The organism is Pengzhenrongella sp. (genome assembly GCF_036565025.1).
Lineage (GTDB): Bacteria > Actinomycetota > Actinomycetes > Actinomycetales > Cellulomonadaceae > Pengzhenrongella.
The window spans coordinates 1-12,211 of sequence record NZ_DATCNW010000250.1; the positions used below are offsets into that span (position 1 = coordinate 1).

The 12,211-nt window shown below is 71.4% G+C and carries 6 protein-coding genes; 2 read left to right on the plus strand and 4 right to left on the minus strand.

The window, feature by feature from the left end; genetic code table 11:
* Positions 1-129: 129 nt before the first annotated feature.
* The gene (locus VIM26_RS14430; protein ID WP_331952347.1) at positions 130-1,644 is read left to right on the plus strand and encodes an alkaline phosphatase family protein; all 1,515 of its coding nucleotides are present in this window, start codon (positions 130-132) and stop codon (positions 1,642-1,644) included.
* A gap of 40 nt (positions 1,645-1,684) precedes the next feature.
* Here the strand turns inward: VIM26_RS14430 and VIM26_RS14435 are convergent, their stop codons facing one another.
* Positions 1,685-2,461, minus strand: a complete 777-nt coding sequence (locus VIM26_RS14435; RefSeq protein WP_331952349.1) for an HNH endonuclease family protein — start codon at positions 2,459-2,461, stop codon at positions 1,685-1,687.
* A gap of 248 nt (positions 2,462-2,709) precedes the next feature.
* Positions 2,710-5,028 carry a helicase-associated domain-containing protein gene (locus tag VIM26_RS14440; RefSeq protein ID WP_331952351.1) on the minus strand — a complete coding sequence of 773 codons (2,319 nt, stop codon included), beginning with the start codon at positions 5,026-5,028 and terminating at the stop codon, positions 2,710-2,712.
* Positions 5,029-5,272: 244 nt separating this feature from the next.
* On the opposite strand from VIM26_RS14440, the gene VIM26_RS14445 reads away from it, so the two are divergent.
* Complete coding sequence (locus VIM26_RS14445) at positions 5,273-8,896, plus strand: TM0106 family RecB-like putative nuclease (RefSeq protein WP_331952353.1); 3,624 nt, start codon at positions 5,273-5,275, stop codon at positions 8,894-8,896.
* Here the strand turns inward: VIM26_RS14445 and VIM26_RS14450 are convergent.
* Complete coding sequence (locus VIM26_RS14450; protein WP_331952355.1) at positions 8,893-11,394, minus strand: helicase-associated domain-containing protein; 2,502 nt, start codon at positions 11,392-11,394, stop codon at positions 8,893-8,895. The two genes, VIM26_RS14445 and VIM26_RS14450, sit on opposite strands and share 4 nt — an antisense overlap.
* Positions 11,395-11,542: 148 nt before the next feature.
* Positions 11,543-12,139, minus strand: a complete 597-nt coding sequence (locus VIM26_RS14455) for an XRE family transcriptional regulator (protein ID WP_331952357.1) — start codon at positions 12,137-12,139, stop codon at positions 11,543-11,545.
* Positions 12,140-12,211 lie beyond the last annotated feature (72 nt).

Sequence of the window (12,211 nt, forward strand, 5' to 3'; positions counted from 1 at the left end):
CTGCCGCGCCAGCCTTTAACCTGTTCTTGCCGAGCGCATAACGAAGCTCTGCCTAAAGTGGGTCGTCGCCACATTCGAGTGTTCAGAGGGGGTACGCAGATGCACGCACGACGACGGGCATTGGCCAGGTTGGCTATTCTCGGATCGACCCTGATCGCGGCCGTGGCGGTCACCTCCGGGGTGCCGGCGGCGGGCGCCGCGGACAACGCCGGCAACACCACGACGCCGATCAAGCACCTGGTCGTGATCTTCCAGGAGAACGTCTCGTTCGACCACTACTTCGCGACCTACCCCGTCGCTGCCAACTCGGCCGGTGAGCCCCGCTTCACGGCGGCCGCCGGCACCCCGAGCGTCAACGGGCTCGGCACCTCGTTGCTCGCGCCGAACAACCCCAACTCCGTCCAGCCGTTCCGGCTGGCCCGCGGGCAGGCCGAGACGTGCGACCAGGACCACACGTACACGGACGAGCAGAAGGCGTTCGACTCCGGCCTGATGGACAAGTTCGTGGAGACCGTGGGCCGGGGCACCAGCGCATGCGCGGACTACGGCAAGGGCCCGGGCCTGGCGATGGGGTACTACGACGGGAACTCCGTCACCGCCATGTGGAACTACGCCCAGCACTTCGCCATGAGCGACAACTCCTACGGGACCACGTTCGGTCCGTCCACGCCCGGCGCGCTGAACCTGATTTCCGGGCAGACCCACGGGTTCGCCCAGACCTCGACGGCGGTGACCGCGAACGGTTCCGTCATCGGGGACCCCCAGCCGACCGGGGATGTGTGTGACACCCGCGACGTTTCCACCGCGACCGACGCGAAGAACACCAACGTCGGCGACCTGCTGAACAAGAGGAACGTGAGCTGGGGCTGGTTCCAGGGCGGCTTCGCCGACTGCGCCGCGAAGCACACCAACGTCGGCGGGGTGGCCAGCAATGACTACATCCCGCACCACGAGCCCTTCCAGTACTCCGCCGGAACGGCGAACCTGAAGCACACCCGACCCGCGTCGGTGGCCGAGATCGGGCACGCCGGTGCGGCGAACCACCAGTACGACCTGACGGACTTCTGGTCCGCGGTGGACGCGAAGACCCAGCCCGCGGTGAGCTTCCTCAAGGCACCGGCGTACCAGGACGGTCACGCGGGGTACTCGAGCCCGCTCGACGAGCAGCGCTTTCTCGTACAGACGATCAACCGCCTCCAGCGGACCCCGGACTGGAAGGACACCGCCGTCGTCATCGCCTACGACGACAGCGACGGCTGGTACGACCACCAGATGAGCCCGATCGTCAACCAGTCGAACGACCCGGCCCACGACGCGCTGACCGGCACGACCTGCGGCACGACCGCCACCCGGATCGCGGGCGGCTACCAGGACCGTTGCGGCTACGGCCCGCGTCTGCCGCTGGTGGTCGTCTCCCCGTACGCCCAGACCAACTTCGTCGACCACACCGTGACGGACCAGACCTCGATCCTGCGATTCGTCGAGGACAACTGGGGCACCGGGCGCATCGGCAACTTCTCGTTCGATGAGAAGGCGGGGACGCTCAACAACCTCTTCGCCTTCTCCGACCCGGCCAAGGTCGACGGCGAGGGACACGGCACGCTCGTCCTCGATCCCGCGACGGGTCAGCCCGCGAGAGGCTGAACTCTTATCGGCGGCCGCGGCTCACTCCCTGATGTGGGAGTCAGCCGCGGCCGACGCTTGTCGGCAACGGCTGATCGGAACATTCACCCAGCACGCGGCGCAGCGCGTCCCGCTCGGCCGCGGTCACCCGCAGCGCGTACTTCACCTTCACCGCCACGATGCGCGCGGTGTAGTCGCACCGGTACGCGCGGGTGGGCGGCAGCCAGGTCGCGGCATCGCCGGCGCCCTTCTGCTGGTTCAGGGGCCCGTCGACGGCGAGCAGGTTGAGCGGGTCGTTCGCGAACTGCTCGCGACGCGCCTCGGACCAGGTGCGCGCGCCTTTCTGCCACGCGTCCGCGAGGGCGACGACGTGGTCGATCTGCACCTTGCTCGACGTCGCGACGCCGCGCTGGAAGTGGATCTCGTGGCCGGAGTACGGGTCCTCGAGGATGCCGGTCAGGACGGCGCAGCCGTGCGTGCCAGGTTTGAGGACGACGTCGGTCAGGTCGCGCCGCAGGATGTCGTTGCGGGTGTCGCAGCCGTTGCGGTCGACGTCGAGCCAGGCCTGGCCGAACAGGTCCCGGTCGTAGTCGTTGACCTGGGCGCGGCCCTTGACCGCGAGCAGGTCGACGGCGGCGAGCGCGGTCTGTTCGGTGGTCGGCGCGGCCGACGTCGGCTGGGGCGCGGACTCGGTGGTCGGCGTGGAGGTTGCGGCCCCCGGTGCGGCGGTGGTCGGCACCTGGTCCTCGCACGCGACCAGGAACCCGCCCGCGAGCAGCAGCGCGACGGCCGAGCCGAGCAGCCGTCGTTGGACCGGGGACGAGTCGGATCGGGGCACGTGTCGGAGACTACTGAGATCAGGGAACCTGGGCGCGTCGATGGTCCACTTCGACGGTCAACCGGGCCATGTGCCGCCCACGCGGGCGCCAACCGCTGACATCGCGGCGAACCGCCGATCCTCCCCAGCGCAGACTGCGCACATCGCGACCAACTGCGTACATCGGATGTGCGCAGGCCGCACCCGTGTGCGCAGTCTGCGGAAATTGACCGGCCCGATCGCAGGACTAACCGGCACTTGCCGGCGGCCTACCCGCCGGCGGTCAGCCGCGCCGCGGCCTCGACCGAGGACTCTTGCGGCTCACCGAACGCGCCCGGGGTGCCGCCTCCATCGAGCTGACCCGTCAACCACGCGAGCATCAGCGCCGGTTCGCCGCTGATTTCCGCTCCATGCCCGTGATCATGTCCGCACGCGCACTCGTCGTCGTCGTCGTACCAGGGCGCAGATTCCACGACGCTGCCCGCTGGAAGCGCGTCACCCACATCGTTCGGGCCGCCACTCGATTCACCGGCACCCGCACCACCCGAAGCCGGCCGCAACTGCACCACGGGGTCGCCCGAGGCGCTCTCCTCGAGCGGCAGATAGCCCGCCGCTCGAAGCCCGGCAGCAACCTCCTGCGGGGCCGCGTCCGCGATCAGCACGGTCGGCGCCACCCGGCGCAGACCGAACTTGCGCAGCGCCCGGTTCACCTCGACCTCGGCCAGCAAGGCCTCGTCGTCGCTCAGCACGAGGCAGTGCGCCGGTCGCACCTGAAGGTGGCCGTACCTGCGTCCGACGTCCCGAAGCAGGTACTCAAGGGCCTGCGGAAGGTCGCCGTCGGCCAGTCCGCGCAACCGGTCCGAGAGCTCGTCGAGTGCGTAGCCGTCGTCGAGCGCCGTTCGCACGCTCTCCGGCGTGATCCGCCAGGTGCTCGCCACTCCGCGCCCCTCGCGCGCGGCCACCGCATCGAGCAGATCCACGATCGCCGGGGCGGGGCTTCCCGCGACCACCACGGTCAGGTCCGAGCCGAACATCGCCTTCGTCTGCACGCCGGGCAGCATGGCGGTCAACGCCTCGGCGAGCCCGTCGTCGTTCGCGTCGAGAAGCGCGTTCCCGAGATCGGTCAGCCTGCCGTGGGCCAGGACTCCGAGACGTTCGGACTCGTCCCAGTTCGCGCGGAAGTAGTGCTCCGCGCCACCTGCCATCGCCTGCGGTACCCGCCAGGCGACGTGCGCCACCAAGGAGTCCAGCGAGGTCACGCCCCTGCCGTCCTCGAGCTCATTGGCGTAGGCGAAGGTGAGAACCCGCAACTCTGGGATGTTCTCCTGCTCACCAGAGTCGATCAGCGCCGGCAGCGTGCGGCCCTGAAGGTCGCGCTCAATCGTCGGCACGAAGTCACTCGCGAACCAGGTCGCGATCAGGTCGGCTGCCCGTCGGGCCGGATCCAGCCGCCGCCACTCACCGAAGTCCGATGTGGTCGTCAAGGTTCGGTTGTCTCCCACCTCCAACAGTTCGAGCGCGATCCCGAGCTCGAGTGCCATCCGAACCGCGCCGCTACTCGTTCCCAGCGCCTTGGCCACCCGGGTCAGCTCGCGGGCGCCGATCCCACCCGACACCAGCTGCACCAACGGGGCCCGCGCGGCCGTCTCCAAGGTCGCCATCGCCGTCGAGAGGAATTCGGTGATCGCGCCCGACGCCGTCGCGCGCGCCTGCTGCTCGGTCACCGCTGCGATGGCGATCGTCGGGGGTACAGGTGCGAAGGGGGCCTTGAAGTCGGCGTCGAGCAGCGCGAGTCCGACCTCGGAGCACAGCGCGACGGTCGCCGAGTAGGTGGTGAACCCCAATCCGTTCTCACTCGCCCAGGCGGCGGCATCGAGAAGGATTGCGTACTCCTTCGGATTGCGCCAGCGGAGCGGGTCGACGTCCACGTCGTCGACCTCGTCATCGGACTGCGCGCGCCTGACGGCCTCCCGCACGTCATCGAGCAACGCCCGGATGACGGGTTCGGGCGCCTCGCTCAACACCTTCCGGATCCGGGCGGGGTCCGCGAGAAAGGTCCGGATCTCCTCGACGAGACCGGCCTTGACCTGCCGGACTGGGAGCTTCCGGCGCTTGACGATCTTCTTCAGACCGACGATCGAGACGTTCTCCAGCAGGATCTCAGCGGGCGGCCCGAGTCCCAGCGGGGCCGGGATCACCTGACGCAGACCTGGGTTCACGACGAGCCGACCGTCCGCGCCGGGCCAGATGAGCGCCACGCACTCCAGCGCGCGCAGCACCACCTCGACACGCGCTCGGTGCTCTGCGCCATCGTGCCCGGACGCGCTGGCGTCAAGCAGATCGGTCGCTCGCTCGAGGGACGCGCCCGCGCCCGCAGCCATCAGGACCTCGAGTGCCTGGCGACCGGGAACCGGCAGGTCGGCGACCGAGGTGGCCACCGACGCAGTGTGCACCAGCCGATCCGCGAGATCATCGAGGTCGCTCACGGGAGCGCCCCACAGCACGTCCGGCCGCAGCGCCAGGGTCTGTTCGAGGTCCTCCGGGCTGCGCCCCGCCAACCAGGTTCTGAGTTCATCGCGTCCGATCACGCCCACCATGGTGCCCGACGCCCGTGCGCCGCCCTGACACTGATGCTGCGTCGGCGACCATTGGTCGGCGTCCTATCTGACGCAGACTGCGCACATCGATGCTCGCTGCGCACATCGGATGTGCGCATTGCGCACGCATGTGCGCAGTCTGCGGAAATTGAACGACCCGATCCTTGGGCGGACCCCGCTGCAAGGCTCGACCGGTTCGGCGACCTCTGTCGGACCTCCTCACTACCCTCGCCTCATGTTCCTTTCCGACGACGGCGACGTCGTCTACAGCGCAAGTGACCTCGCCAACGCCGCGGCCTGCGAGTTCGCCGTGCTGCGGGGCCTCGATGCGAAGCTCGGGCGCATTGCGCCTCTCGACCTGACCGCGGACGCGATGCTGGCCCGCGCGGCGACCCTCGGGGACGCGCACGAGCGGCGCACGCTCCAGGAATTCCGCGACACCTTCGGGCCCTGGGACCCCGCGGCGGGCAGCGGGGTTGTCGAGATCGCGCGGCCCGCGCGCCACCTCGTCGCGAACCGCGCCACCCTGGCGGCAAAGCATGCCGAGACGCTCGCCGCGCTGCGCGCGGGGGCCGACGTCGTCTACCAGGCCGGCTTCTTCGACGGCCGGTTCGGCGGCTGGGCCGACTTCCTGGTCCGCGAGCGCGGTCTCGAGGACGCGACCAGCGGTCCGGTCTACGCCGTCTACGACACCAAGCTGGCCCGGCACGCGAAGGTCACCGCGCTGCTCCAGCTCGCGGCCTACGCCGACCAGCTGCTCTCCGCCGGCATCCGCCCGGCCGACGAGGTGCACCTGGTCCTCGGCGACCGGACCACCACCAGCCACCGCCTCGCCGACCTGCTGCCCGTCTACCGGGACCGCCGCGCGCGGCTGCAGACGCTGCTCGACGCCCATCAGAGCTTCGACACCGCCGTCACCTGGGGAGACGCCCGCTACCCGACGCTGCGGGCGTGCGGGCGCTGCGAGGTCTGCGCCCCCGAGATCACCCGCACCGATGACGTCCTGCTCGTCGCCGGGATGCGCGCCACCCAGCGCGCCCGGCTGCGCGACGCCGGGATCACGACCGTCGAGAAGTTCGCCACCAGCGCCGAATCGATCCCCGGCATCGGCAACGGAAGCCTGGAAAAGCTCCGGGCCCAGGCGGTGCTACAGGTGGCACAGGCCGCCGACGCGTCCGGCAAGGTGCATCACGACCTGTTCGCGCCCGACGTGGTCCGGAACCTGCCGGCTGCGGATCCCGGCGACATCTTCTTCGACTTCGAGGGCGACCCGCTCTGGGCCGAGAACGGGTCGACGGACTGGGGCCTGGAATACCTGTTCGGCGTCGTGGAGAATCCGGCCGATCCTGCCGACCCGACCGCCGAGCCGGTCTTCCGCGCGTTCTGGGCGCACGACCGCGCCGAGGAGAAGCAGGCGCTGCTCGACTTCCTCGACTACGTGACCGCGCGCCGGGAAAGGTACCCGGACCTGCACGTCTACCACTACGCCGCCTACGAGCGCACGGCGCTGCTCAGGCTCGCCGGGCGGCACGGCATCGGCGAGGACGTGATCGACGACCTGCTGCGCGACGGTGTGCTGGTCGACCTGTACGCGACGGTCCGCGCGAGCCTGCGCGTCGGGCAGGACTCGTACTCGATCAAGAAGCTCGAGTCGCTGTACATGCCGACGTCGCGTGCGGGCGAGGTGACCAACGCCGCCGCGTCGATCGTCGAGTACGCCGACGCGTGCGCGGTGCGCGACACCGGGGACCTCGACGGCCCGGACGGGTTCGCCGCTCGGCTGCGGCGCATCGCGGACTACAACAAGTACGACTGCGTCTCCACCCTGCACCTGCGCGACTGGTTGCTCGCCCGCGCGGCCGAACAACCCGCCACCGCGAGCCTCGACGTTCCCGCGGGAACACCCCGGCCCGTCGACGACGCCGCCGCACCCGAGCAGGACGTGCTTGCCGAGACGCTGCTCGGTTTCACGGGAAACATCCCGGCACCCGCGCGGTCCGCCGACCAGCAGGCCGTCGCGATGCTCGCGGCGTCGCTCGGGTACCACTGGCGCGAGGCGAAACCGTTCTGGTGGGGCCACTTCGACCGGCTGATCAGCGACCCGGCGGAGTGGACCGAGGCTCGCGGCACGGTGCTCGCGGACGACGTCGAGGTGCTCGAGGACTGGGCCGTGCCCACCGGCAAGCGCAGCTCCCGCCGGCTCCTGCGCCTGGCCGGCCGACTCGAGCCGGGCAGCGACCTGCGCGCCGGTGCCAAGGTCTGCGCGCTGTACTGCGCACCGATCCCGACCTGCGCGAAGACCTCCGAGACCGGGATCCGCGGCTGGCTGGACGGCGCGAGGATCCTGAGCGTGACGGCCGGCGAGGACGGCTCGGCGGAGCAGGACGTCCTCATCGTCGAGGAGATGCTGCCGTCCAAGGCGACGAGCTACGACGCATTGCCGATGGCGCTCGGCCCGACTGCGGGGCCCCCGACGGCCTCGATCGAGGCCGCGCTCCGAGTTCTGGCGACCGACGTCGTCGGCAAGCTCGCCGCCTCGCCGGACACGCTCGCGCTCCCCGACGCGCCGGCTCTCGACCTGCTGCGGCGCGTGCCGCCGCGCACCCTCAGCGGTCGGCCCCTGCCGACCGTCGGCGCCGGCCCGCGCGGCTACATCGACGCGATCACCGCGGGGCTGCTCGACCTGGACGGCTCCTATCTCGCCGTGCAGGGCCCGCCCGGCACGGGCAAGACGTACTCCGGATCCCACGTGATCGCCCAGCTCGTCAGGCACGGGTGGCGCATCGGGGTTGTCGCGCAGTCCCACGCGGTGGTGGAGAACATGCTGACCGCGGTGGGCGAGGCCGGCGTGCGGGCCGAGGGGATCGGCAAGAAGCCGCCGACTGCTGCCGCGGCCGCGGAACGCCCGGCGCCGCCGTGGCAATGGCTGGCGAAGAACACGGACTTCGCCTCGTTCTACCAGGCGCAGCCCGGCGGCTTCGTGGTCGGCGGCACAGCCTGGGACTTCACGAACCCGAACCGGCTCCCGCCCGGCGGGCTGGACCTGCTCGTGATCGACGAGGCCGGACAGTTCTGCCTCGCCAACACCCTCGCGGTGTCCGGCGCGGCCCGGAACCTCCTGCTGCTCGGCGACCCGCAGCAGCTGCCGCAGGTCAGCCAGGGCAAGCACCCCGAACCCGTCGACGGCTCGGCGCTCGGGTGGCTCGCGGACGGGCACGAGACCCTGCCCGACGAGTTCGGCTACTTCCTCGCACACACCTGGCGCATGCACCCGGCGCTGTGCGCAGCGGTCTCGCGGCTCGCCTACGGGGGTCGCCTGTCGACCATGCCCGCCGCGGCCGCCCGTTCGCTCGACGGCGTCGAGCCCGGGGTCCGGGCCGTCCTGGTCGAGCACGCCGGCAACGCGGTGTCCTCGCACGAGGAGGCGGCCGAGGTCGTGGCCCAGGTGCGGGGCGTCGTCGGGCATCGGTGGGTGGACCCTGCCAAGGGCGAGGACCGCCCGCTCGAACCGGGCGACGTGATCGTGGTGGCCGCGTACAACGCGCAGGTCTGGACGGTCCGCCGCGCGCTCGACGACGCCGGGCTGCGCGCGGTGCGCGTCGGCACGGTCGACAAGTTCCAGGGTCAGCAGGCGGCGGTGGTCATCGTGTCGACCGCCGCGTCGTCGGCCGACGACGTGCCGCGCGGCATGGAGTTCCTGCTCTCGCGCAACCGGGTCAACGTGGCCGTCTCGCGCGGGAAGTGGTGCGCGATCATCGTGCGCTCGGCGGGCCTGACCGACTACCTGCCGACCCGGCCCGAGGGCCTCGGCGAGCTGGGCGCGTTCATCGGGCTGTGCGAGGTGCGGCCGGCTGGCTAGTGAAGGTCGCGGACTCCGTCGATCCGGTCCAGCTGAACGATCCGTTGGCGTTGCGCGTCGCTCCACCCGATCAGTACACCGTCCCCCAGCTTCAGCCGGGACAGGACCTCTGGGATGACCGCGCCTCCTGCCACGGAGTGGGTGAGCACCACGGATTCCCCGTGCTCGATCGCGTACGCGAGGCAGCGCACCTCGTCGGCCGAGAGCCGCTGCGCGGATCCGCGGAGCCGGCGCTCGAGCGGGCTCACCGGGACGGCGCCGGGCGGCAGCACGCTGTTGACCAGCCGCGCAGCGGCGTCGCTCGCGGGTTCCGGGTCCGGGACGGGCGGGCCACGCCGACCCTGCACCCGCGCGGCAAGCTCGGCGGCCCACTCGCGCAACATGTCGTCGGCGTCGTCGACGTCGGCGAGCGCCTCGTTCGGCACGCCACCGTTGACCGTCGCCGACCTCAGCTGCACGACCCGGCCGCCGCCGGCCGCCAGCTCGAGCGGCAGGTAGCCCGCCGCGCGGAGCCCCGCGACGACCTGCGCGACCGGCGCCTCGGCCAGCAGCACGGTTGGCGCGATCCGGCGCAGGCCAAGCCCGCGCAGCCCCCTGTTCACCTCGACCTCGGACAGCAGCCCACTGTCCTCGCTCTGCACGACAGCGCCCGCCGGCCCGACCTTGACGTGACCGTGCCGCTTGCCGACGTCCTGGAGCAGGTACTCCAGGGCCTGCGGCAGGTCGCTCTCGGCGAACCCGCGCAGCCCAGCGGCGAGCGCCGCCGCGTCGTACCCGTCGTCGAGCGCGCCCCGCACGCTCTCGGGCGTCACCCGCCAGGTGCTCGCCACGCCCCGGCCCTCGCGCACGGCCATGGCGTCGAGCAGGTCGACGACGGCGGGATCCGGGCTCCCCGGCACGACCACCGTGAGGTCCGAGCCGAACAGCGCCGTGCGCTGCACGGCGGGCAGCATGCCGGTCAGCGCGTCGACGAGTTCGGCAGGGCCTCCCTCCAGGAGCGCGACGCCCACCTCGCTCAGCCTGCCGTGCGCAACGACCCCGAACCGCTGGGCCTCGACCCAGGTCGCCGTGAGGTCGAGCGCATAGGGGTCGGTCGCGATCAGCGGGATTCGCCACTCGATGGCCTGGACGAGGGTCTCGACCCCGGTCACGCCGACGCCGTCGTCGAGCCTGTCGACGTGCCGCAAAGCGAGACCACGCAGCGCGCGGGCCGTGCCGCTCCCGTACGCGCTCAGCGCGAGCGCCGGGAGCGACTTGTCCTCGTAGTCGCGGTCGTTACTTGGCGCGAACGCCATGGCGAACCAGGTCGCGACCAGGTCGGCCGCCCGCTGGGCCGGCGCGCCACGGCGCCACTCGGCGAAGTTCGCCGAGGTCGTGAGGTTGCCCGCCCGGTTCTTCTCGAGCAGCCGGAGCCGTACCGCGAGCTCGAGGGTGACCCGGACGTCCTTGACGTCGGCACCCAGCCGCTTGGCCACCTTCGCCAGCTCGCGCGCGCCGATCCCGCCCGCCTTGAGCGCAGCCATGGGCGTGCGGGTCACCGTCTCGAGGGTCGCCATCGCGACCGCGAGGAACTCGGTGATCGCTCCCGCGGCGCTCGAGTGCACCTGCCCGTCGGTGACCGGAGCGGTCGCGATGGTCGGTGAAACGGGGGTGAACGGGGCCCGGATCTCGGCGGCCTTCAGGGCGAGGACGGTCTCCGCGGGCAGCTCGACGTCCATCCCGAACGTGTTCGGGTTGAATCCCAGCCCGTTCTCGCGCGCCCAGGCGACCGCCGTCTGCCGGGCGGCGTAGGCGGCGCGGTCGAATTGGGCCGCGTAGTAGTCCTCGACGTCGTCGACCGGGTCGCCGCCGACCTGCGCGAACGCCCGTCGCGCGGCCTCGTTCGAGCGGTCGAGGAGAACCCGGGCGACCGACTCCGGCGCCTCGCTCAGCAGCTTGCGCACCCGGGACTCGTCCGCGAGGAACGTCCGGACCTCCTCGACGAGCTCGGCCTTGCGGGTCGGCGCCGGGAGACCCCAGCGCTGGACGACCGACCTCAGCACGGAGCTGGGCACGTCGGTGAGCAGCACCTCGACCGGGCGCCCGATCGCCAACGGGTACGGGATCGCGTCGTGCAGGCCCGGGTTCACGACGTACCGGCCGTCCGGGCGGGGCCACGCGAGCGCCGCGAAGCCGAGGGCCCGCAGCATCGCCTCGACGTACGAGTGGTGGCTCTCGGCATCGAGGCCGAGGGCCGTGCGGTCCAGCAGCTCCGTCGCGCGGTCGATGGTCGCGCCCGCGCCCAAGGCGGCAAGGACCTCGAGCACCTGGAGCATCGGGGACGCCAGCTCCTGGAGTGCGCGGGCCACCGACTCGCGCCCGACGAGGCGGTTCGCGAGGTCCTCCAGATCCCGCACCGGCGAGCCGTACAGCGCATCCGGCCGCAGGGTGAGGGTCCGTTCCAGCTCCGGCCCGTCTCGCCCGGCGAGCCACGCCGTCAGTTCATCGCGTCCTGTCACTGACCTATCGTGCCCGGCTCGGGCGCGTAGGTGAACTACCTGCGCGTGGGTTGGGAGATTTCGATCGGTTCGGCGGCCTGTGGGTGGGTCACTTCGCCGTCGCTCACGTCGCCGTCGGTCACGTCGCCGTCGCTCACGTCGCCGTCGCTCACGTCGGCGGGCCGCCGACCGAGGGCCCGGCCCGCAGGTGGACGCGCTCACCCTGCCGGCCGAACAGGGTCAGGAACTCCACCGGCTCGGTGCCGGCGTTGCCGAACCAGTGCGGCACGCGGGTGTCGAACTCGGCCGCCTCGCCGCGGCCCAGCGTGAGGTCGCGCTCGCCAAGGAGCAGCCGCAGCCGACCGGAAATCACGTAGAGCCACTCGTAGCCCTCGTGCGCCTTCTGCTCCGGCAGCTGCGTCGGGGAGCCCACGGGCATCACCATCTTGAACGCCTGGAGCGACCCCGCCTGCTGGCTCAGCGGGACGACGGTCATGCGGTGCATCGTCTTCGGCTTGAGGTGCACGCGGGGGTCACCGGTCGGGGGCGCGCCGACCAGATCGTCGAGGGGCACCCGGTACACCTGCGCGAGCGGCAGCAGGAGCTCGAGGCTCGGCCGCCGGTTCCCGGACTCGAGCCGGGACAGGGTGCTGATCGAGATTCCGGTGGTCGTCGACAGCTCGGTGAGGGTGAGCTGCCGCTGCTGGCGGAGTGCCCGCAGGCGCGGCCCTACCGCGTTCAGCACCTCGTTCGTCTGTTCCGTCACCCGAATAGTTTGCCGTATCGGCAAGGAAGATTGTCAACGGTTGCTCCCGACGCGCAAGGTGCTCACGGAGGT